Raw genomic sequence first — 20,057 nt, forward strand, 5'->3', positions numbered from 1 at the left:
CGACACTAGCAGATAGGGGGGGTATGGGCAAATGAGCGGGCCGTCGCTAGGCCCCTCCATAACGGTCGGCGAGTCAATCCGGATAGTTGATTTTGTAACGCGTACTGCGTCCGCCGCCCGGCAGGCGTTGCAGGCAGCCCTTGTCCAGCAACTCCGCCAGATGCCGCGTCGCGGTGGCTTTGGATACTTTCGCAACCGCTTGATATTGCCCTGCGCTGAGGCCCTGTTCGAAACCGCGCTCACCGCCATCGAGCAAGCGATTGAGCACTTTGATCTGCTCCGCTGAAAGGTCGGATTCGCGGTGCGCCTGCCAGAAGCGCGTCTTGCCCAACACCGAATCTATCCGGGTGATGGCTTGCTGCAGGCTGCGCAGCAGTGTCTGCAAAAACCAGGTCAGCCATTCGGTGATATCGAGCGTGGCCTTTTGGCTCGACTCCAGAATCCGGTAATAACCGGCGCGATCCTCGAGAATGCTTGCGGACATCGCATAGAAGCGGATCGCCTGCGCTTCGCCTTGCGCCAGCGCCAGATCGGTGATTGTGCGGGTCAGACGACCGTTGCCGTCGTCGAAAGGGTGCAGAGTGACAAACCAGAAATGCGCGATGCCAGCGCGTAACAGCGGATCCAGCGAAACCTGATCGCGGCTGGCTTCGAACCAGCTCAAAAAACGCTCAATTTGCTGTTCCAGCCGTTGGCGCGGTGGCGCCTCAAAGTGAACCGTTGGCCGGTCGAGTCGTCCGGACACCACCTGCATCGGTTCGTCGCCGCGCAAGGTACCGACGAGTATTGGCCGCGCGCTGAACATCGCTTCCTCGGCGGGGAAAAGCCAGGTGTGCCATTCCAGCAATCGGGCCAGGGTCAGCGGCTCGTCGAAGCCATGGGTGGCATCGAGCATCAATTGCGCCAAGCCCTCGCTACGCTGGCTGACGCTATCGCGATCAACCCATTCCAGACCCAGGCGCCGGGCCAGAGAAGAGCGCACGGAGCCGACATTCAGTTGCTCACCTTCGATGGCGGAGGAGGTGACGATGTTCTGAAGCAACGCATCAAGCTCGCTCTGTGCGCTCATCGAATCGCCCACTGAGCCGGCCATTCCCAAGAGTCGGCCCTGCGTCTGCACGCACTCGCGCAGCAGCGGGGCGAGGCGCTCTGCTTGCCAGTTGAAGTCGGGCCAATCCGGTTGTTGCCAGATCCAGTGCGCGGTCATTGATCACCTGTCATAGAAGCGTGAGCCGAAATAAAAACGCTATTCGGCTCATTTGGTGAGCCGAATATGCCGGCTATTCGGCTCATCGTCTACCCGGATGGCGCGATTCCTACAGCAATCACACATGTATCCGATTGTTAAAAAACTGCCGAATCGCTACTCTTCGCGGCTTCTACGGCCCCGACAGTCGCGGGGTATTCAGACGAAACGCAGTTCACCGCTGTGAAGTACCGAGGATCGGGTGCAAGGTTTCGTTCAAGGCATGGCAGGAGGCGTCACATGCGTTCATTTCTTTTGCTGCTGATCGGCCTCGCCTGCGCGCCTGCGCTGTGGGCCGCGCCGACTGCGCAGTTGTCCGAGCCGGTCGGCGGCTGGCGTTATCACGGCCTGCTCGATCGTTCGGAAAATCCGCAGGTCGCCTACCCGACGCCGCCGATCGATCGCGGCATTCAGCGCAATCGCACGATGATCCAGGGCCAGCTCAAAGCCCTCGGCCACATGCGTCCGCCGCACAGCCTCGCCGTCAACGGCAATCCATTGAATCTGTACACCGATGATCAGGGACGTTTTGCCCGGCCCTACGCATTTGGCGCCGGTTCCAACAGCGTCGAAGTGATCAGCGCCGAGGGCCAGTCGCTCAAGCGCGTGCAATTTTATGAAGCAAATAATCTGCGCACGCCGGCGAAGATTCGTCTTGTCTTGGGATGGGACGACCCGAAAGCCGAGCTGGATCTGCATATTGTCACCCCCGACGGTCAGCATGCCTTTTGGGCACGGCCGGCGCTGAGCAATGGCGGCGGCCTCGACCCGGATGGGGTCGACGGCCCCGGCCCGGAAATGTTCACCATGACCGCGCCGCTGCACGGCACGTATCTGGTCTACGTCAACTATTGGGGCAACTACGGCGATGGTGGCTATAACTTCGAGGAAACCAGTAATCAGAACGAGGTGATCACCTCGCAGATCACCCTGGTGCTCAACGAAAACACCGTCGACGAAAAACGCGAAACCTTCATCGTGCCCCTGCGGGCGATCGGTGATCTGCTGCTGGTCAAGACTTTCAACTATTAAGCATCCCGCCACGGATGAACTCGGATGTTGTGAACATGAGCGATAACACTGTGACTCCAGCTGCCGCGACACCGGCGGCCAAACCTTCGCGGCGCTGGCCGCTGGTCGTGCTCGGCCTGTGCCTGGTGGCCGGTGTGGCGGGCGGTTTTGGCTGGCTGCTGCTCAAGCCCAAAGCGCCGCCGGCGGCCCTTGCCAGTGACAAGCTCGGCCTCGGCCGTCCAGACGCCTTGCTCGAAACCCGTTCACTGAGCCAGTTGCCCAAGGACCTGCTGGCGGTGCCGTTCCTCAAGGCCACGCTCACCGAGGATTTCGTCTTCTATTACGAAACCCACGCCGACCGCCTCGGCCTGATCGGCAGCCTGCGGCGGATCATCTACGAGCATGACCTGAAGTTGCAGGACAGCCTGATCGAGCAGCTTTTTGATCAACCGGCCGATGTTGCGCTGTGGCGGGGCGCCGATGGTCGTTTGAAGGATTTCCTGCTGGTGATGGATCGCGGCGGGTTGGCCAAGCTGCTCGAGCCATTGGCGAAAGTGGCGCTGGATGACACCCAGCTCAGCGTGTTCGGCACTCTCAAAGTCGGCGGCGATGACGTGCCGCTGTATCAACTCAGCTATAACGCCAGTAAATCACTGCTGTTCGCGTCGCGCGGCGACAAACTGGTGGTGCTGTCCAATCCAGTCAAGTACTACGACCCCGAGAGCAACGTCTCGGAAGAGTCGGGCCGCGTTTCCGCGCAAGCGCTGGCGGCGTTGCTCAACGGTGAAAAACTCTTCCCCGAAGCGTTCGGCTTGCCAGCGAAAAACCCGGAAACCAAGCAGCGCCTGTCGGTCAATTCCAGCGTGCTCGCCATGGGCTATCAGCGCTTCATCCCGAATTTCGCCGGGCTGCGTTTCGACATGGACGACAAGGGCTGGCACAGCTATCTGGCCATGGACGAACTGGAAAATCAGCCGGACTTCGATTTCAAACCGGTCTGGCAGGCGATGCCGTTGGGGGCGAGCGCTTGCGTGACCCTGCCGGTGGCGGCCGAGCCGCAGAAACCGATATTGATCAAACTCGGTGCCGATGAAGCTGTTGCGCAAACGCTGACCGAACACGTCGCTGGCGCGGCCGGCCTGTGCTGGTACGCCGATTCCCGGTTGTACACACCTCTGCTGGTCGCCAGCCTCAAAGACGAGGACAGCAGCAAACTCGACGCTGATCTGGGCAAGTTGTTCGGTTCGATGGTCGGCGCGTTCGAAGCCAACGTCGCCGAAAGCGTATTCCCGGTGATCGACAAGCAGGAGGGCCAGAGCCACGTCTGGCAGCGTCAGGTCAGTTCCAGTTTCGGTCCGTACGCGGCGAAGACCGCTGAAAACCCGGAGGCGATTTCCGGCAAGGCGTTCATGAAAGTCAGCCTCGCCCGTCATGGCTCGACGCTGCTGTTCTCCCTCGACGACAAACTCGTCGACAAAGCCCTCGGCACCCTCGACAAGCGCTTCCCGCCGATGGCCGACGTTTTGCCAAAAGATGTACTGATGCCGATCTACTTCGGCCCGGACGCGATGGCGCAACTGATGCAGCGCGAAACCCTCGACAGCCTGCCGCAGGACATGGAGCCGGTGTTTTATAACGCTGCGCAAACCTACCTGATGCCGAAACTGCGCACCCTTGGCGGTTACGGCAAATATGCCCTGACCCTGCCCGAAGGCAGCGAGCCTGACGGCCACTGGCAATGGCTGCCGCTGGAATGGAAAGCGCTGTGAGCGCACTGATCCGCAGCCTCGGCTTGCTTGCGTTGCTGCTGAGCGCAGGCGCCCGTGCAGTTGAAGCGCCAGCGCTCGACCCGGCGCAATCCCAAGTGTTTCGCGCCTGGTTTGTGCGTATTGCTCAAGAGCAATTGAGCCAGGGCCCGAGCCCGCGCTGGTATCAGCAGGACTGCGCCGGTCTGGTGCGCTTTGCCGCCAACGAAGCGCTGAAAGTCCATGACGACAAATGGCTGCGCAGCAATGGTCTGTCCAATCGCTATCTGCCGCCGGAACTGGCGCTGAGCGACGCGCAACGCAAACTCGCGCAACTGTGGCAGCAGGGCGGCGGCAAGGTCGGGCCGTACGTCAACGCGATCAAACTGATTCAGTTCAACAGCCATCTGGTCGGCCGCGATGTGTCGCAGGCGCGGCCCGGTGACCTGATGTTTTTCGATCAGGGCGACGACCAGCACCTGATGATCTGGATGGGCCGCTACATCGCCTATCACACCGGCACCACCACCCCCACTGACAACGGCATGCGTTCGGCAAGCCTGCAGCAACTCATGACATGGAAGGACACCCGATGGATACCCGACGCAGCCAACCCCAACTTCATCGGCGTCTATCGACTGAACTTTCTCTCCCAATGACCGGTGCCCGCATGTTGCGTATCTGTTCGCGAATTTCCTTGCTGTTGGCGTTGTTGCTGCCGTTTTCCTGGGTCAATGCCGAAGACTCGGTGGAGCCGAGCAATTACACGCCGGTGGCCGGGGAGAGTTTCTTCCTGCTCGCCGACAGCAGTTTTGCCAGCGACGAGCCGGCGATGGTCCGCCTCGAAGCCCCGGGTCGTGACTACCGGCGCTTTCGCATGGAACCGTACGGCGGCGCCGACATTCGCGTGTATCGCATCGACAAGCCGCTGGATTTCCTCAAGCGCCAGAAGAACCTGCATCGCGTCGTCAGCGACGGCCAGTTCAAGGGCGAAGGTCTGTCCAACACCCTCGCGTATCTGTGGGACAACTGGTATCGCAAATCCCGGCGGGTGATGCAGCGTGCGTTCTCCTACGAGTCGCGCAAGCAGGTCACCGAAGAAGTGCCGGAGCTGAAAATGGGCGAGGCCATGGCCGCGCCGACGCCGTACGACGCGCAGCCGCAATTCGCGCTGATCCCGGGTCTGCCGGTGGTCAGCCAGTTCCGTTATCCGCTGTGGCAGGCCAAGCCGATTCAGCCGCCGGCCGGGGTCAATCTGGCCGGCTCGTCCAGCGACTTTGTCAGCGTCGCGCCGGGCAACGTCTACATCCCGCTGGGTAACCTGAAGCCGGGGCTGTATCTGGTTGAAGCGCTGATCGGCAAGTACCGCGCGACCACCATGGTTTTCGTCTCCAACACCGTCGCGGTGAGCAAGATTGCCGGCGATGAACTGCTGGTCTGGGCCGCGCGCAAACACGAAGGCAGTTCGGTGCCGAAGGTCAACGTGCTGTGGACCGATGGCCTCGGCGTGATGAGCAGCGGTGCTACCGATGCCGACGGTCTGCTGCGCCTGAAACACGTCAGCCCGGAGCGCTCGTTCGTCATCGGCGAGGACGAAGAGGGCGGCGTGTTCGTCTCGGAAAACTTCTACTACGACAGCGAAATCTACGACACCAAACTTTACGCCTTCACCGACCGGCCGCTGTATCGTCCGGGCGATTGGGTGTCGTTGAAAATCGTCGGTCGCGAGTTCAAGAATGCCCGTGATTCGGTGCTACCGGGCGCGGCGGATGTCAGTGTCAGCGTGCTTGATGCCACGGGGACCGAACTGCAAACCCTCGATCTGAAACTGGATTCCAAGGCCGGTACCCAGGGCCGTTTCCAGTTGCCGGATAACGCCGTGGCCGGTGGTTACGAGATCCGTTTCAACTACAAGGATCAGGCCTACAGCAGTGCTTTCCGCGTTGCCGAATACATCAAGCCGCACTTCGAGATCTCGCTGAATCTGGCCAAGCAGGATTACCGCACCGGTGAGCCGGTGAAAGGCAGTCTGGTGCTGCTCTACCCCGACGGCAAACCGGTGGCCAATGCCAAATTGAGCCTGAGCCTGCGCGCCCAGCAACTGTCCATGGTCGACAACGAGCTGCAATACCTCGGGCAATTTCCGGTGGAGCTGACCAGCACCGAACTGACTACCGACAGCAAAGGCAACGCGACCCTCGATTTGCCGGCAGCCGATAAACCGAGCCGCTACATGCTCACCGTGTTCGCCAGCGACGGCGCGGCGTATCGGGTCAAGACCACCAAGGAAATCCTCATCGACCGTGGCGCGGCGAGTTTCCGCTTGAGCGCGCCGCAGCGTTTCAGCGCGGTCGGTGACAAGGTTGCCTTCAGCTACGCGAATGAGGCTGGCACCGAACAAAGCAAAGCCGTAACGCCGAGCAGCTACGCCTGGGTGCGCCTGGAAGATCAGAGCACCGGCGAAGGCAAACTCGCCGCAACGGACAAAGGTTTCAGCCTCGCCTTCGAACGTCCGGGCACCTACAACCTGACGCTGAAGGATCAACACGGTCGCGTCCTCGGCGCAACCGGCCATTCGGTCACCGGCGACGGTGTGAAAGCGGTGCCGGGTACCGTGGAAATCGTCCTCGACAAGCCCGAGTACAAGGCGGGCGAAGAAGCGCTGGCGCTGATCACCTTCCCTGAGCCGGTCAGCGATGCACTGCTGTCGCTGGAGCGCGACAAGGTTGAGGCCACTGCGCTGCTGGCCAAGGGCGCTGACTGGTTGAAGCTGGAAAAACTCAGCGACACCCAATACCGCGCGCGCATTGCGGTGAAGGATAACTTCGCGCCGAACCTGACCTTCTCCGTGCTCTACACCAAGGGCGGTCAGTACAGCTTCCAGAACGCCGGGATCAAAGTGGTCGCGCCACAAATCGACGTGGCGATCAGCACCGACAAAGCGGTGTATCTGCCGGGCGATACGGTCACGGTCGACCTGACCACGCAGTTCGCCGGCAAAGCGGTTCCGGCGCATCTGACGGTCAGCGTGGTCGACGAAATGGTCTACGCGCTGCAACCGGAAGTCGCGCCGAGCATCGACCAGTTCTTCTATCACCCACGGCGCAACAACGTGCGCACCAGTGCCAGCCTGTCATTCATCAGCTACGACGTGGCACTGCCGGGTAGCCCCGGCGCTCCGGGCAAGGCCAATCGCAGCGAACGCGGCGTGAAGGTGCTTGAGCGTCCGCGCCGTGAAGACGTCGACACCGCTGCGTGGCAGCCGGAGTTGTTGACCGGCGCCGACGGCAAAACCCGCTTCACCTTCAAGATGCCGGACTCCCTGACCCGCTGGCGCATCACCGCGCGGGCGATTGCCGATGACGGTCAGGTCGGGCAGAAGAAGCAGTTTGTCCGTTCGGAAAAACCGCTATACCTGAAGTGGAGCGGGCCGAGCAAATTCCGCAAGGGCGATCAGCCGCAACTGGGCGTGTTTGCTTTCAGTCAGGCAGAGAAGCCGGTCAAGGCGGAACTGGTGACTCACTATGCCGGTACCGAACAACGTCTGCCGGTGACTTTGAACAGCGGCATCAATTACCTGCCACTGCCGGCGTTCGCTTTGGCCTCTGGCGAGTGGACGGCGGAGCTGGTGCAGGATGGCAAAGTCGCCGATGCCCTGGCTGTGCGCTTGAGTGCCACCGGTGAAGGCTGGCAGGTCACCCAGACACAAAGCCTCGACGTGGTCAGCGGCGATACGCCGTTGAGTTTGCCGGCGGATGCCACGGATATCCGCCTGCGTCTGGATGACAGTCCGCAAGCGCTGTTCCGTTCCGCCCTCGATGATCTGCTGAGCTACCCGTACGGCGGCGTCGAGCAGACGGCCAGTCGCTTGCTGCCGCTAAGCATCGCTTATCCATCGCTGGCGTCGAACCCGCAGATTCGCGATCGCTTGCGCCTGATCATGCAAAACAGTCGTCTGCGCCTGGTGCAAATGGCCGGGCCGTCGGCGAGCTTCACCTGGTGGGGCTACGACGGCGAGCCGGATGCATTTCTCACCGCCTATGCCTATTACGCCGACTGGAATGCCAGCCGCGTACTCGACCTGACCCTGCCGCCGGAGCACTGGCAGCGGGTGCTGGAGGTTTATGCCAAGCAGGCGCCGAATACGCCATTGCTGCAACGGGCGCTGATTCTGTCGTTCGCCAAACAGATGCAGCTGCCAGTGAACACGCTGCTCAGCGGTTTGATCGACGATCTGGCCAAGGCCGGTGAAGGCGCTGCCGAAACCGTGCTCGACGACGGCCAGGACAGTCTGGTGATGAACGACCCGGATTCGGCGCTCGGTCTGGCGGCGGCGCGGGTACTCACTGCATCGTTGGCCTCACAGGCGAAAGTTGCTTTGCCTGAGGCATTCAATCGTCAACTGGGCGCAGCGCAACAACGTCTTGCGGTCAGCTCGCAGCCCTTCGTCGAAGCGCTGAACCTGTCGCTGCAACCGTTTGATCAGGCCCGTGCGACGGCGTTGCTGCAACGCCTGTTGCCGCAGCAATCGACGCTGGAACGTGCACTGGCGCTGACCTGGCTGCAACGCAGCATCGCTCAGGCCTCGCCGACCATCGCGCTGATGCCGGGTGAAGGCTGGAAGAAAAACTACGGGGCCAGCGGCGAGATGTACTGGACATGGCAGGGCGCGGCGCCGCTGCCGAGCGTGCTGAGCGTGTCCGGCACGCAAGAGCGACCGCTGCGTGCAGCACTGAGCTTCCAGACCCAACAGCCGCAGGTCGATCCAATGGCCGTGACCATCACCCGGCGCCTGTCGCGTCTGGTGCCGGGCGACGAAGCGTTCACCTTCAAACTCGAGCCGGTCGGCACTAAACCGTTGTCCAGCGACAGCCTGTACCTGGACGAGGTGATCCTCACCAGCAAGGCAGCGAAACCGCTGCGCTACGGCATGCTTGAAGTGCCGCTGCCACCGGGCGCGGATGTCGAGCGCACGACGTGGGGCATCAAGTTGCAGGGCAAGGACGGCACCGAACCGACCGCGCTGGAGAAGGCGCGTTTCGAACCGGGACAACTGGCATACGCGGTGCCGGTCGACGCGCTGAGTGGTGAGTTGCGCCTGCGTCATCTGGTGCGCTTCTCGCAGAAGGGCCAGTTCAACCTGCCGCCGGTACGCTTCAAGCAAGTGTATGCACCGCAGCATCAGGCCCAGGAGGCGAAAGCCGCCCTCGGTCAGGTCACGGTCAACTGACATGCGCCGGCCGCTGTTGTGGCTGCTGATGAGTGTGATGCCTGCGCTGGCGACAGCGCAGGATGAGCCGTTGCGCGTGGCCTATCAGGGCGAGTTGTTGTCGTTGAGTCAGACGCAACTGATCAAGCGCGAACCGTTGCCAGCGTCGCTGGATGCGCCGCTGGGCAGTCTGTGGAAGTTGTTCGTCTACGCGTGGCTGGTGGAAACCGGTGCACGGGAACCGGCGTATGAATGTCGCGGGCAGTCCAAAGAAGAAGTTTATTGCTGCTCGGCGGGCGGCAAGATCGAGCGGGATCAGGCGCTGGTGAAGTCTTGCGGTCTGTATTTCGAACCGGCGCGGTTGGGCATTGCAGCGACGGATTGGCGAGCGTATTGGCAGGCGCGGCAAGCGCCGTCGTGGTTGCTGGATTTGCCAGCCGTGCAACCGGCAACAAGGGTTTCGGTTGCCGAGTTATTGAGCGTTCTGGCGTTGCTGCCAGCGCAGGAACAGATGCGCCGCGTGTTGCTCGATGTCGTGCTGAACGCGGCGGACGGCAATGTCGTCGGCGAGTTGGGCGGGCGCCTGCGGGTGAAAACCTGGAGCTGGCTCGGCGACCAGGATGCACAATCGCGCCAGGGTGGATTCGCCGGCTGGAGCGCCGACGGCGCACCGATCTGGGCGGGTGGGCGCGGTACCAGTCAAATGGTTCTGCGTCACTACGCTCAGGCGCTGGCCAGCGTGTTGCCGACGGCGTGGCCAGCGGACACGGGGCGTTGTGTGCAAGTCGGGCTGTTCTCGAAATACCCGGTGTCGAAAGTTCTGGCCGGAGATCGTGTCGCCCCGTCCGGGCCATTGCGCGGCGACTACCGCGTCGAATTCGCCAACGGCAATGCGCTGGACATCCACAGCGATGGCGAACTGTTTCTGCTCAACGACAAACTCGTCGCAAGACTTGATCGCGAAGAATATGTCGCTCGCGTTCTCGAACGCGAAGCCAAACCGCAACCCGCCGAAGCCGCCAAGGCGCTGGCCGTAGCGATCCGCACTTATCTGCTGCAAAACGCCACGCGCAACGGCGACTGCCTGAGCATCGACGACAGCAGCAATCGCCAGCGCGTCGCCCCGCGTCCAGCCTCGGCCGAGTCACGCAACATCGCAGCGTGGACGGCGAACCTGGTACTGGCCGGCAGCACCGTCACCTATCACTCCGACCAGCCCGGCCCGGACAAACTCGCCTGGCAGCAAGCCGTCGAGCAAGCGCACGCCGGCCAACGTTACGACGCGATTCTGCTGCACGCCTATCCACGCGCCAGCCTCAGTCGTTGGGACAACCCGGTCGCCTCCTGCGAAGCATTGCCCGCCGCGCAAGACTGGCTGCAAAAGCAGCGACGCGGCTGGCGTCCGAGGCTTGAAAGCGAAACCGGCTACAACGAAGTCAGCACTTTCGCCGTATGCAAACTCGCCTTCGGCCGACCCTTCGTCGACCGCGAACGCCAGCGCATTTACGTGCGCGGCGTACTGACCCTGCAGGATCGCCTCGACCTGACTCATGAATATCTGCACCTGGCCTTCGAAGCACACCCCAACGGCCAGGATGAAACCTACATCGAAGGGCTCGCCCGTCACCTTTTGCTGGAATAGACCATGACACTCCGTTATCCACAGGTCTTGCTGCTGCTCTGTGCCCTCAACGTACTGCCGCAAGCGTTCGCCGCCGATGGCGTCAAACTCGACACCCCGGTGGGCGGCTGGCGCAGCGGCGCAGCGCAAGGCGAGGGCGAGAGCTTTCGCCAGACCGTCAACTACCCGGCCTCGTCGGTCAACACACCGCTTGGCCAGGCCAATACCGCCAGAATCAGCGGCCAGATCAAAGCAGTGCCGAAGAACAACGAACCCGGCCGCCTGATCGTCAACGGCGTCAGCATGCCGCTGAAAATCGACCCCGCCGGCGGCTTCGATCGCCCGTTCTCCTTCCCCAACGGCAGCAACAGCGTCGAAGTGCGTAGCGCCGACGGCCAGCAACGCCACCGCACGCAATTCCTCAACGCCCGCGGCGGCGCCACCCCGGCCAAACTGCGCGTCCTGCTGGCCTGGGACAGCGACGGCACCGACCTCGACCTGCACCTGATCACCCCCGATGGCGCCCACATCTGGTACGGCAACCGCAGCGCCGCCAACGGCGCCGCCCTCGACGTCGACGTCACCACCGGCTACGGCCCGGAGATCGCCGCCATGCCCGCGCCGATCAAAGGGCAATATCTGGTGTATGTGAATTATTACGGCGGCGGATATCGCGGGGATGATGAAGGTGGGGATGAAGCGGTGCAGGCGCTGACCACGGCGCAGGTGACGGTGATTACTGAAGAAGGCACGCCGAGCGAGAAGATGGAGACGTTTGTAGTGCCGATGCGGACGGCGGGGGAGCTGACGTTGGTGAAGTCGTTCAGTTATCCGTGAATCCGGCTAATCAGGAAAAACGCCGCAAAGCGCGTTGCCCTGATAACCATGCACAATCGGCCCCAGCATCATGAACGGCCCGCAGGCGTAGAACGGCGACGGCACCGTTTGTTTTGAATAGAGCAAAACAATTTCATTGCCGGACTCGTCACTGCCAAAGGACTGCTCGGAATACGACGTACACACGGGCAATTTCAGCGGAACAGGAATGATCAACGCCCAAACCGTGATGCCACACCATTCACGGGTAGGCGCTGATTGCGCGGTTCGGGTAATCGCTGGCGTGAGCGAACGAGCACTTAGAGCTTTGTACTCGTCAGTTCTGAGTGTGGTTTTCTCAGGCAAAGCCACGATGGCACCGACGCAGCCTGAGAGATAAAAACTCATCGCAGCGATCAGGATGACCGGTCCAAGCAGTGTGAAACGAGGGGCGAATCGCACGTTTTAACTTCCTTGTGAAGCGTTTCGGAACAGTGGTGCCCAGCTTGTTCGATTCCTTCCAAGCGAGAGGCGTAGCCTTTTTGCAGGCATTAAAAAGACGGCTTGTGGCCGGCTTCTCGGGGACTGGCTTGGCTTATTTTTGGTAAACCGCGCCAGCCTTCAAAACGTACATCCGGATCTGCGTCCGGCTGTGGGACTTGGTCAGACGTTGGTCTGCCGCGTCGGGCGTCATCCGAGCCGCTGGGCGGGTCGATGCGCGAATGTGGGGCGCAGGATACTGAGTTTTGCTCTGGATTCCCAGCATCGAGTGCGGTTTAGAGCGACTGAAGCGGTACAAACTCAGGATTTGTGCTGGTTATCAGGGCCCTCTTCGCGAGCAGGCTCGCTCCCACAGGTTCGAGTGAAATGTCATAGAAACGGCACCACCGGCCGGCGCTTGCCCAGTGTCGACCACCAGAACACCCAGCCAAGAATGTGAATCCGCTGCTCTTCGATCTGCGCCGGCCGGAAGACCTCGTCGGGGTATTCGGCGCTGTTGTGGCTGCGCATGCGCAGGCCGTTGCCGGGCATGCGGTGAAGGTATTTGATGCGCAGCATGCCGTCGTGCTCTACGGCGTAGATTTCGCCGTCGACGACCTGGGTCAGTCCGCGGTCGATGGCGACGATGGAGCCGTCTTCGATGCGATCGGCCATGCTGTTGCCGATCATGTGCGCGCAGATGGCGTTGGCGTGCTGGATGTCGAGTTGATCGAGGTGGGCGCGGGGCAGGCGCAGGGATTGGTCGGGGTCGAGGATGACATGGGTTTTGCCGTCGCCGTTGGCGATCGGGGTTTCCTTGAAAAATGCCAGGTCGATGTCGCTGGGGTTGATGACGGTGTAGACGCCGCAGATGGACTGGGCATCGAACGTGTCGCCGTTGCTGGCGGGTGGGTGCAGGCGCGCGACCTCCTTGACGCCTTCCCCGGTTTTCAGCCATTCACTATTGACCGACAACAGGCGTGAGACTTCTTCCATGCGATACGCCGGGACGCCCCGGGTGTACCAGTTATGAACGTTTTGGGCTTCCGTGCCCCAGAACCTTGCGAAATCCGTGGTGCTGATGTTCGCTGCTTCCAGGAGTGCCTTGAATCGTGGACCGCTAGTGTTCTTTCTCATAAACACGGAGTCTACGGCCGGACTAGAGCGGTTTGAATAAACCGGGCGTTCAAAAAAAGCCTGTATTTTGCGACGGGATGTAAGACGTACTTGTGGGAAATTAAACAGATTAAAACTGCATGTAGGAATTTAAACGCTTTGTTTATTCGAAGCTCGCAGACACAAAAAACCCCGGAAATCCGGGGTTTTTTTCAAGCGTCACGCAAGGCACATTGGCTTAGCCCTTGTAGGCGGCAACCGACTTGGTGATCGCTTCGCGGGCGGCGTCTGCACCGGCCCAGCCTTCGATCTTGACCCACTTGCCTTTCTCGAGATCCTTGTAGTTCGCGAAGAAGTGCTCGATCTGCTGGATCAGCAGGGGTGGCAGATCGGTGTATTCCTTCACGTCGACGTACAGCTGCGACAGCTTGTCGTGTGGCACGGCGATGACTTTGGCATCGCCGCCGCCGTCGTCGGTCATGTTCAGGATGCCGACCGGACGGGCGCGGATTACCGAGCCTGGCGCTACCGGGTAAGGGGTCACGACCAGCACGTCGAGGGGATCACCGTCGTCAGCCAGGGTGTTCGGGATGTAACCGTAGTTGGCCGGGTAGAACATTGGGGTGGCCATGAAACGGTCAACGAACAGGCAATCGCTGTCTTTGTCGATTTCGTATTTGATCGGCGCGTGGTTGGCCGGGATCTCGATCGCGACGTAGATGTCGTTCGGCAGGTCTTTGCCAGCCGGAATCTTGCTGTAGCTCATTGGGCGTTGCCCCCGTAGTTGACCAAAAACACTTGGCCGGATTGACCAAAAAGTGGCGGCGATTATAGGCACATTCCTACGCCGACGCCACGTACCAGAAGTCGTGCAGAGCTTAGTCGTGCGCGTGATAGACCGGGTCTGTGGCCTGAAGTTGCCGCAGTCTGCCCAACGGATCCTGCCGGTAGAAAAGCTGCAGTTGCAAGTAGACCTGTGGATAAGCCTCATGCAGCAGATCCGGGGCGCTGAAGAAGTATTCGCTGGTGACGGCGAAGAACTCCGCCGGGTTCTCGGCGGCGTAGGGATCAATGGCGGTTTCGGCGTCTGGATCGTGGTCGAGCTGGCGGTTGAGGTCGTCGTAGGCGGCCTGCATCACCTCAGCCCAGTCGCTGACGCGCATGTCGGTGTGCAGGGGCGGCAGGCCGTTGGCGTCGCCGTTGAGCATATCGAGCTTGTGCGCCAGTTCGTGGATCACCAGGTTGTAGCCTTCCCAGCCACCGCTGGCCTGTACGCCGGGCCAGGCGAGAATCACCGGCCCCTGCTGCCAGGCCTCACCGCTGTGTTCGCCGTCCCACTCATGCTCGACGCCGCTGGCATCGCGATGACGTTGCGGGCTGAGGAAGTCATCCGGGTACAGCACGATCTCGTGGAAACCCTGGTACCAATTCAGATCACCGAGATGCAGCAACGGCAACTGCGCTTGGGCGGCGAGCAGCAGGCGCTGTTCCTGATGCAGTTCGACGCCGGGCAGGGCGGTCAGGTGTTTGTCGTCGAGAAACAGAACACAGGCTTCGCGCAGCCACTGGTCTTCGGCAGCGCTGATGCCGTCGAGGAATGAGAGCTGATGGCGCACCCGTTGCCACAGGTCGTCGGCAATCGGGTGCCTGGCCAGGAGGCGCCGGCGTCGCCAGGCGCTCAGTGACCACATCGGTTCAGTGCGATTGCACTTTGGTGCCGCCGAACCGGCTGCGCACCACGCCGATGATCATCGGCACCAGCGACAGCAGGATGATTGCCACCACCAGCAGCGAGAGGTTTTTCTTGATGAACGGCACGTTGCCGAAGAAGTAACCCAGAGTGACCAGACCGCCGACCCAGAGGATGGTGCCGAGCACGCTGAAGCCGAAGAAACGCGGGTACGGCATCCGCGCCACGCCGGCGACGAACGGCGCGAAGGTGCGGATGATCGGCAGGAAACGCGCCATGGTCACGGTCTTGCCGCCGTGCTTGTCGTAGAAGTCGTGGGTTTTTTGCAGGTAGTCGCGACGGAAGATTTTCGAGTTCGGGTTGCTGAACAGCTTCTCCCCGGCCGTGCGTCCGATCACGTAGTTGGTACTGTCGCCCATGATCGCCGCCAGCATCAGCAGGCCACCGAGCAGCACCGGATCCATGCCGCCGCCGGCCGCCACTGCGCCAGCGATGAACAGCAGCGAGTCACCCGGCAGGAACGGCATCACCACCAGACCGGTTTCACAGAAGATCACCAGAAACAGGATGGCGTAGATCCATGGCCCATAGTTGTTCACCAGCAAATCGAGGTACACGTCGAGATGCAGGATAAGGTCGAGCGGGTTGAAATCCATGGGGGCACCTGTATGACGGCCCGACTCGGCAGGCCTGTGCGTATGACTTCGTGTAAGCCTACAGCGGGGTGTAGTTTTTCTTACAAGCCGGAAAGATCGGGATTATACGGTCTGACCGCTGAAAAGCGCGCCGGTTTTGTAGCGGGGAGTGTCGCGAAGTGAGCAATTGTCAGGGAAGGGGCGGCCGTGGCGAGGGAGCGAACTCCCTCATCACCGAAGCCGTTGGAGTCAGAGCTCGTCGCTGATCGGCAGTACGTAGTTCTTGAACTCGGTGTCTTCCTTGAAGCCGATCGATTCGTAGGTTTTCTGCGCCACTTCGTTGTTCGCGCTGGTCGAGACGCGCATGCGCACGGCCTGGGTTTCCTTGGCCATTTTCTTTGCGGTGCGGATCAGGTTGTCAGCGACCAGTTGCCGGCGAGCATCTTCGGCAACGTAGATATCGTTGAGAATCCACACGCGTTTGAGCGACAGCGACGAAAAGCTCGGATAGAGCTGGCAGAAGCCCATGAGTTTCTTGTCGTCATCGTCGGCCAGGGCCAGATAGATCACCGACTCTTTGCGGCGCAGGCGCTTTTCGAGGAACGCGCGGGAGGAATCCGGGTAAGGCAGGGAGCCGTAGAACTCGCGATATTTGACGAACAAAGGAGTCAGCAAATCCAGATGTTCGAGGGTCGCTTGAATAATCCGCATGATAGGTCTCGTCTTCAAGTGGCTGTCTTCAACTGCTCTGACGGCGATGGGAAACCCGGGCGGCCGTGCGTCGATCCTGCCTGAAAGCAGCGCAGAAAGGCAATGCGGAAACGGTTCAGGCTGGCGGTGGATCGAGCAGGAAGTTGCCTTTCATGTCGACAGCGTCGTCCGCCTCCAATGTGTGCAGCTGAGCTTCATCCTTCAGATTGACCCCCGACAGCTGCCGCCGACACGCCTCGCGCATCAGATACAGCAAGCGATGCGCCGCCATGCCGTAGCTCAAACCTTCAAGCCGAACATTGGAAATGCAATTGCGATAGGCGTCGGTGAGGCCGACCTTCGGCGCGTAGGTGAAATACAGCCCGAGGCTGTCCGGCGAACTCAGGCCCGGGCGCTCGCCGATCAGCATTACCACCATTTTCGCCCCTAGCAACTGGCCGATCTCGTCACCGATGGCGACGCGACCCTGCTCGACCAGCACCACCGGCGCCACGGACCAGCCGTCGCCGCTCATCTGTTCTTCCAGGCGCGTCAGGAACGGCAGCGTGTGCCGATGCACCGCCAGCGCCGACAGGCCATCCGCGACGACAAGCACCAGATCGACGCCGCCCGGGTGTTGGCTGGCGTAGTCGCGCAAGGTCTGCGCCGCTTCATCGCTGAGCTTGCGCCCCAGGTCCGGGCGTTGCAGATAGGTGTGTCGGTCCGGCGCGGCGCTTTGCAGCGCCAGGGTTTCCCGCCCGCGCTCGCTCAGTTGTGCGCTGATTTCGCTGTGATCGAAGGCCAGGTGCACGGCATCGCGGGCCTGGGCGTGGGCAAACTGAAAATCCAGCTGCGCCCGCGTCGGCAGACTGGTGCCGGTGCGGCCCAGGGCAATGCGTGCCGGGGTCAGGCGGCGCAGTTCCAGCCATGGGTTTTGCGGATCGACCGGTGGTTTTTCCATAAGACTCATCCCAAGTGCGCCAAAGCCTGACGGAAGGCCGGCGGCAGGTTGTTGCCGAAGCGAACCTTGCCGTCCGCCTGGGTGAAGATGCCCATGTTGGCCAGCCATTGCTCGAACTCTGGCGCCGGTTTCAGGCCCAGGGTCTGGCGGGCGTACAAGGCGTCGTGAAACGAAGTGGTCTGGTAATTGAGCATGATGTCGTCGGAGCCGGGGATGCCCATGATGAAGTTGATCCCGGCGACGCCGAGCAACGTCAGCAGGGTGTCCATATCGTCCTGATCGGCTTCGGCGTGGTTGGTGTAGCAGATGTCGCAGCCCATCGGCACACCGAGCAGCTTGCCGCAGAAGTGGTCTTCGAGGCCGGCGCGGATGATCTGCTTGCCGTTGTAGAGGTACTCCGGGCCGATAAATCCTACGACGGTGTTCACCAGGAACGGCTTGAAATGTCGCGCCACGGCGTAGGCCCTTGTCTCGCAAGTCTGTTGATCGATGCCGTGGTGGGCGTTGGCCGACAGCGCGCTGCCCTGACCGGTTTCGAAATACATCAGGTTCTGCCCGAGGGTGCCGCGCTTGAGGCTGAGCCCGGCGTCATAACCTTCCTGCAACACGTTGAGGTTGATGCCGAAACTGGCATTGGCTGCCTCAGTGCCGGCAATCGACTGGAACACCAGATCCAGCGGCACGCCACGGTTGATCGCCTCGATCGAAGTGGTGACGTGGGTCAGCACGCAGGCCTGGGTCGGGATGTCGTAGCGCTGGATGATCGCGTCGAGCATTTCCAGCATCGCGCAGATCGAAGCGATGCTGTCGGTGGCCGGGTTGACCCCGATCATCGCATCGCCGTTGCCGTAGAGCAGGCCGTCGAGAATGCTCGCGGCAATGCCGGACGGCTCGTCGGTCGGGTGGTTGGGTTGCAGGCGGGTCGACAGGCGCCCGCGTAAACCGAGGGTGCCGCGAAATTGGGTGACCACGCGGATTTTCTGCGCGACCAGCACCAGATCCTGCACGCGCATGATTTTCGACACGGCGGCGACCATTTCCGGGGTCAGGCCGGGGGCGAGGGCGCGCAGGCTGGTTTCGTCCGCCGCATCACTGAGCAGCCAGTCGCGAAAGCCGCCAACGGTGAGGTGGCTGACCACGGCGAAGGCTTGCTTGTCGTGGGTGTCGATGATCAGCCGGGTGACTTCATCGGCTTCGTAGGGAATCAGCGCTTCTTGCAGGAAGTGGGTGAGCGGGATGTCCGCCAGGGCCATTTGCGCGGCCACCCGTTCGCCGTCGTTGAGCGCGGCGATCTCGGCGAGAAAATCCCCCGAGCGGGCGGGGCTGGCCTTGGCCATGACGTCTTTGAGGCTGTCGAAGCGGTAAGTCTGCGCGCCGACCGTGTGAGCAAAACTGGCCATTCAGCGTTCTCCGTGACGGCGCAGATGCGTCTGCGCCGTGGTTTTCGACAATCAGTGCAAGGCTTGTTCAGCTTTTTGAATCGCCGCGAATTCTTCTTCCGGCGTGCCCGCTACCAAGTGATGCCGACTGTAGAAAGCAAAGTAAGCAATTAACACTCCATAGATGATCGCTGCGCCGATCACCACCCGTGGATCGACGAGGAAGCCCGCCACCACGGCGATGCACGCCAATACCAGCGCCACACCCGAGGTGAAAATGCCACCCGGCGTGCGGTACGGCCGGTCCATTTTGGGGCGACGGATGCGCAGGGTGATGTGCGCGGCCATCATCAGCACATAGGAAATGGTAGCGCCGAACACCGCGACCAGAATCAGCAGGTCGCCCTGGCCGGTCAGCGACAGACCGAAACCGATGATGCCGGGGATCACCAGGGCCAGCACCGGCGCCTTGCTTTTGTTGGTCTGCGACAGTTTGCGCGGCAGGTAACCGGCCCGCGACAGCGCGAAGATCTGCCGCGAGTAGGCGTAGATGATCGAGAAGAAGCTGGCGATCAGCCCCGCCAGACCGACGAGATTGACGAAGCTGCCCATCCACGTCGAGCCACCGTAGGCCTTGCTCAGTGCTTCGACCAGCGGGTTACCCGAGGTCAGCAGCGAATTCGCACCAGCGCCGCCGGGACCGACGATCAGAATCAGCAGGGCGAACATCAGCAGCACCAGCATTGCCCCGATCAGGCCACGCGGCAGATCGCGCTTGGGGTTTTTGGTTTCTTCTGCGGCCAGCGGCACGCCTTCGACGGCGAGGAAAAACCAGATCGCATAGGGAATCGCCGCCCACACGCCGACATAGCCGAACGGCAGAAACGGGCTGGCACCGACCGCAGTGGTCACCGGGATGTCGAGCAGGTTGGCAACGTCGAAGTGCGGCACCATCGCCACCAGAAACACGCCCAGCGCCAGGGCGGCGACGGCGGTAATGATGAACATCAGCTTGAGCGCTTCGCCGACCCCGAAAATGTGGATGGCGATGAAGATGATGTAGAACGCCAGATAGATCATCCAGCCGCCAATACCGAACAGCGACTCGCAGTAGGCGCCGATGAACACCGCGATGGCGGCGGGGGCGATGGCGTATTCGATGAGGATCGCGGTGCCGGTGAGAAACCCGCCCCACGGCCCGAACGCACTGCGGGCGAAACCGTAGCCGCCGCCAGCGGTGGGAATCATCGACGACAATTCGGCCAGGGAAAAACACATGCACAGGTACATGGTCGCCATCAGCAGCGTGGCGAGAAACATCCCGCCCCAGCCACCCTGGGCGAGGCCGAAGTTCCAGCCGGCGTAATCGCCGGAAATCACATAAGCGACGCCGAGGCCCACCAGCAGGACCCAGCCGGCGGCGCCTTTTTTCAGTTCGCGTTGTTGGAAATAATCGGT

General features: G+C 61.5%; 16 protein-coding genes. 6 read left to right on the forward strand and 10 right to left on the reverse strand.

What is annotated here, in order from left to right:
* Nucleotides 1-73: 73 nt before the first annotated feature.
* Nucleotides 74-1,207: a Fic family protein gene (locus tag F8N49_RS05965; RefSeq protein WP_151550993.1), complete on the reverse strand. Its 1,134-nt coding sequence runs from the start codon at nucleotides 1,205-1,207 to the stop codon at nucleotides 74-76.
* A gap of 279 nt (nucleotides 1,208-1,486) precedes the next feature.
* On the opposite strand from F8N49_RS05965, the gene F8N49_RS05970 reads away from it, so the two are divergent.
* Genes F8N49_RS05970 through F8N49_RS05995 form a run of 6 tightly spaced genes read left to right on the forward strand, consistent with a single transcriptional unit; the run spans nucleotide 1,487 to nucleotide 11,669 of the window.
* A complete protein-coding gene (locus tag F8N49_RS05970; protein WP_024014479.1) occupies nucleotides 1,487-2,278 on the forward strand; it encodes a YfaP family protein in 792 nt (263 codons plus the stop codon).
* Between the two features lie 35 nt (nucleotides 2,279-2,313).
* Nucleotides 2,314-4,026: a DUF2138 domain-containing protein gene (locus F8N49_RS05975; RefSeq protein WP_151550994.1), complete on the forward strand. Its 1,713-nt coding sequence runs from the start codon at nucleotides 2,314-2,316 to the stop codon at nucleotides 4,024-4,026.
* Entirely contained in the window at nucleotides 4,011-4,661 is a 651-nt protein-coding gene (locus tag F8N49_RS05980; RefSeq protein ID WP_151550999.1) for a DUF1175 domain-containing protein, read from the forward strand. The genes F8N49_RS05975 and F8N49_RS05980 overlap by 16 nt, the downstream gene beginning before the upstream one ends.
* Nucleotides 4,658-9,232, forward strand: a complete 4,575-nt coding sequence (locus F8N49_RS05985) for an alpha-2-macroglobulin (RefSeq protein WP_151550995.1) — start codon at nucleotides 4,658-4,660, stop codon at nucleotides 9,230-9,232. The genes F8N49_RS05980 and F8N49_RS05985 overlap by 4 nt, the downstream gene beginning before the upstream one ends.
* 1 nt (nucleotide 9,233) lies before the next feature.
* On the forward strand, nucleotides 9,234-10,853 hold the full coding sequence (locus tag F8N49_RS05990; RefSeq protein ID WP_151550996.1) for a DUF2300 domain-containing protein: 1,620 nt from the start codon (nucleotides 9,234-9,236) through the stop codon (nucleotides 10,851-10,853).
* A 3-nt stretch (nucleotides 10,854-10,856) separates the two neighbouring features.
* Complete coding sequence (locus F8N49_RS05995) at nucleotides 10,857-11,669, forward strand: YfaP family protein (protein ID WP_151550997.1); 813 nt, start codon at nucleotides 10,857-10,859, stop codon at nucleotides 11,667-11,669.
* A 6-nt stretch (nucleotides 11,670-11,675) separates the two neighbouring features.
* On the opposite strand, the gene F8N49_RS06000 is transcribed toward F8N49_RS05995, so the two are convergent.
* From F8N49_RS06000 to eat, 9 genes are all read right to left on the reverse strand, one after another.
* Complete coding sequence (locus F8N49_RS06000; RefSeq protein WP_225914394.1) at nucleotides 11,676-12,110, reverse strand: hypothetical protein; 435 nt, start codon at nucleotides 12,108-12,110, stop codon at nucleotides 11,676-11,678.
* Nucleotides 12,111-12,518: 408 nt separating this feature from the next.
* Nucleotides 12,519-13,265 (reverse strand): S24 family peptidase, encoded by a 747-nt coding sequence (locus tag F8N49_RS06005; protein ID WP_073475694.1) that lies wholly within the window; start codon nucleotides 13,263-13,265, stop codon nucleotides 12,519-12,521.
* A 217-nt stretch (nucleotides 13,266-13,482) separates the two neighbouring features.
* The gene (ppa, locus tag F8N49_RS06010; protein WP_003205933.1) at nucleotides 13,483-14,010 is read right to left on the reverse strand and encodes an inorganic diphosphatase; all 528 of its coding nucleotides are present in this window, start codon (nucleotides 14,008-14,010) and stop codon (nucleotides 13,483-13,485) included.
* A gap of 112 nt (nucleotides 14,011-14,122) precedes the next feature.
* The gene (locus tag F8N49_RS06015) at nucleotides 14,123-14,935 is read right to left on the reverse strand and encodes a zinc-dependent peptidase (RefSeq protein WP_110646088.1); all 813 of its coding nucleotides are present in this window, start codon (nucleotides 14,933-14,935) and stop codon (nucleotides 14,123-14,125) included.
* A gap of 4 nt (nucleotides 14,936-14,939) precedes the next feature.
* On the reverse strand, nucleotides 14,940-15,590 hold the full coding sequence (locus F8N49_RS06020) for a DedA family protein (RefSeq protein ID WP_016773001.1): 651 nt from the start codon (nucleotides 15,588-15,590) through the stop codon (nucleotides 14,940-14,942).
* 228 nt (nucleotides 15,591-15,818) lie between these two features.
* Complete coding sequence (locus F8N49_RS06025) at nucleotides 15,819-16,280, reverse strand: N-acetyltransferase (RefSeq protein ID WP_016773002.1); 462 nt, start codon at nucleotides 16,278-16,280, stop codon at nucleotides 15,819-15,821.
* Between the two features lie 115 nt (nucleotides 16,281-16,395).
* The gene (gene eutC / locus F8N49_RS06030) at nucleotides 16,396-17,220 is read right to left on the reverse strand and encodes an ethanolamine ammonia-lyase subunit EutC (protein ID WP_071173710.1); all 825 of its coding nucleotides are present in this window, start codon (nucleotides 17,218-17,220) and stop codon (nucleotides 16,396-16,398) included.
* Nucleotides 17,221-17,225: 5 nt separating this feature from the next.
* Nucleotides 17,226-18,620 carry an ethanolamine ammonia-lyase subunit EutB gene (locus F8N49_RS06035; protein WP_024014467.1) on the reverse strand — a complete coding sequence of 465 codons (1,395 nt, stop codon included), beginning with the start codon at nucleotides 18,618-18,620 and terminating at the stop codon, nucleotides 17,226-17,228.
* A gap of 51 nt (nucleotides 18,621-18,671) precedes the next feature.
* Nucleotides 18,672-20,057: ethanolamine permease (eat, locus tag F8N49_RS06040; protein WP_151550998.1), on the reverse strand; the 1,386-nt coding region annotated here is incomplete at its 5' end.

The sequence above is a fragment of the Pseudomonas sp. GXM4 genome (assembly GCF_008923895.1).
Lineage (GTDB): Bacteria > Pseudomonadota > Gammaproteobacteria > Pseudomonadales > Pseudomonadaceae > Aquipseudomonas > Aquipseudomonas atacamensis.

Excerpts from the sequence above, each read along its gene's own strand:
- F8N49_RS06015 (WP_110646088.1), bottom strand. The coding sequence starts at position 14,935 with ATGTGGTCACTGAGCGCCTGGCGACGCCGGCGCCTCCTGGCCAGGCAC.
- F8N49_RS05975 (WP_151550994.1), top strand. The coding sequence starts at position 2,314 with ATGAGCGATAACACTGTGACTCCAGCTGCCGCGACACCGGCGGCCAAA.
- F8N49_RS05965 (WP_151550993.1), bottom strand. The coding sequence starts at position 1,207 with ATGACCGCGCACTGGATCTGGCAACAACCGGATTGGCCCGACTTCAAC.
- eutC (WP_071173710.1), bottom strand. The coding sequence starts at position 17,220 with ATGGAAAAACCACCGGTCGATCCGCAAAACCCATGGCTGGAACTGCGC.
- ppa (WP_003205933.1), bottom strand. The coding sequence starts at position 14,010 with ATGAGCTACAGCAAGATTCCGGCTGGCAAAGACCTGCCGAACGACATC.
- F8N49_RS06020 (WP_016773001.1), bottom strand. The coding sequence starts at position 15,590 with ATGGATTTCAACCCGCTCGACCTTATCCTGCATCTCGACGTGTACCTC.
- F8N49_RS06035 (WP_024014467.1), bottom strand. The coding sequence starts at position 18,620 with ATGGCCAGTTTTGCTCACACGGTCGGCGCGCAGACTTACCGCTTCGAC.
- F8N49_RS05970 (WP_024014479.1), top strand. The coding sequence starts at position 1,487 with ATGCGTTCATTTCTTTTGCTGCTGATCGGCCTCGCCTGCGCGCCTGCG.
- F8N49_RS05985 (WP_151550995.1), top strand. The coding sequence starts at position 4,658 with ATGACCGGTGCCCGCATGTTGCGTATCTGTTCGCGAATTTCCTTGCTG.
- F8N49_RS05990 (WP_151550996.1), top strand. The coding sequence starts at position 9,234 with ATGCGCCGGCCGCTGTTGTGGCTGCTGATGAGTGTGATGCCTGCGCTG.
- F8N49_RS05995 (WP_151550997.1), top strand. The coding sequence starts at position 10,857 with ATGACACTCCGTTATCCACAGGTCTTGCTGCTGCTCTGTGCCCTCAAC.
- F8N49_RS06025 (WP_016773002.1), bottom strand. The coding sequence starts at position 16,280 with ATGCGGATTATTCAAGCGACCCTCGAACATCTGGATTTGCTGACTCCT.
- F8N49_RS05980 (WP_151550999.1), top strand. The coding sequence starts at position 4,011 with ATGGAAAGCGCTGTGAGCGCACTGATCCGCAGCCTCGGCTTGCTTGCG.
- F8N49_RS06005 (WP_073475694.1), bottom strand. The coding sequence starts at position 13,265 with ATGAGAAAGAACACTAGCGGTCCACGATTCAAGGCACTCCTGGAAGCA.